Raw genomic sequence first — 1,527 nt, forward strand, 5'->3', positions numbered from 1 at the left:
ACGCACCTGTCCTTCGATATCCGTCATCCGCTCCGGCGTGCCGTTGGGCTGGCAGTGGAACCAGAAAATCTCCGTGGCATCAACGCCGTCAATACGCGCCAGCGGATCGTAGCTGTCCTGATCGCTGTAGATGTAGGTGAGTGGCACATCCCCGTGCACCTCCTGCAGCAGGCGGAACCCTTCCCAGACAAACCGGGTGGTGACCGGCTTGCCGGTTGGCTGTCCGCCCAGAATCTGGCGTCGCGTTTTGCTGATACGTCGCCCGAGCGGATCGTAGCGGAAGCTGACCTGAGTCTGCGGCCTGTTGCGGTCCCGCGGCTGGCTGATGACTTCCGTCAGGCGATGTTCACCGTCGTAGCGGTAGTGCCAGCGGGTCTGACCGTTATCTTTCTCCACGGTGCGGCCGTGGATGTCATAGCGCCAGCGAATGCCGTTCAGCTGCGTCAGACGGTTGTGCGTGACCTTCTCAGCGGAACCTTCGAGCGGGTTACCGGCTGCATCCCAGCGCCACTGCTCCTGTCCGGGCAGCGTGCCGTCCTGAACGAGCAGGCGCCCGGCGCTGTCGTACTGCCAGCGGTACCAGCTGAACGGGTTATCGTCTCGCTCTTCCCGCACGAGGTTATTGCGGTAATTGTAATCCCAGCGGCGGGACCAGCGGCGCGGCGACGGGCGCTGGGTATTGCCGGTAAAGACGTCCCGTCGATAGAGATTACATAGTTAAAGATGGCGACGTGATGAACGTCTTATTTAACGTTTGATTTGTTTTGAATGAAAAAAAATCCACGCTTTGGCATGGATTTTTTTCAATATGGGGGACTCATTGCGCCCCCCGAATACTACTTATAGTTGAATTGGTTTGTAATTTATAATTTTATCCGCAATTTCTTCTGCGCTAAGTTCTTCATAATAAATATAATTAGCTGCCTGAGGATCTGCGACACTTCTACAAAGGAGGTCGATGTCATTATCAGCTTCTTCTTCCGTCCCTTCGCTGCGTTGGATTTTCCTTATTAGCTCGATAAGCTCTTGTCTTTGCATATTACCCCTCAAAAATGATAAGCACGATCTAGAATGTCAAGGTGATATCTTGGTGTAACGATTACTAGATTATCAACATCATAGACACCGCCCCCATGTTGGATAGGGGTTCTATGGTGTAGGACATAAGATCTATTTTTCCCGTTCCACTGTGTATCATGTGCTATTGGAGCTTTTCCGCCCCGCATTCTGGTAACGTTTGATGTACTAAATTGCTTCGATAGATGCGGGTCGAGAGACACCTCTTTCCAGAAATTCTCTCTAAAATCATCAAAGGATTTAAATTCCCGACCTCGTAATTTATCAGCAACAGATGATGGGAATAAACCTGCATTACCATGCGATCCCTTCAACCACTTGCCTTTTATTTTACTACCTTTTCCTGATGCAACTCCTGCCTCGCATCTATTAAGACCCCACGGATCCACCCACCCCAGCGCATTCGGCGCATACTGGTAAAGGTTTATCCCCCCCGCCAGCCCTATCGGG

Annotated in this window: 1 protein-coding gene and 2 pseudogenes; all 3 read right to left on the bottom strand. The window is 51.8% G+C overall.

What is annotated here, in order from left to right; all coding sequences use genetic code 11:
* Positions 1–717, bottom strand: a pseudogene (locus DEO48_RS09930) (type IV secretion protein Rhs); the annotation flags it as partial.
* Positions 718–840: 123 nt separating this feature from the next.
* The gene (locus DEO48_RS09935) at positions 841–1,038 is read right to left on the bottom strand and encodes a bacteriocin immunity protein (protein WP_045405487.1); all 198 of its coding nucleotides are present in this window, start codon (positions 1,036–1,038) and stop codon (positions 841–843) included.
* Positions 1,039–1,046: 8 nt separating this feature from the next.
* A pseudogene (locus tag DEO48_RS26920) lies at positions 1,047–1,527 on the bottom strand (type IV secretion protein Rhs); the annotation flags it as partial.

Origin of the sequence: Enterobacter sp. CGMCC 5087 (assembly GCF_003144775.1) — a bacterium.
Lineage (GTDB): Bacteria > Pseudomonadota > Gammaproteobacteria > Enterobacterales > Enterobacteriaceae > Enterobacter > Enterobacter cloacae_M.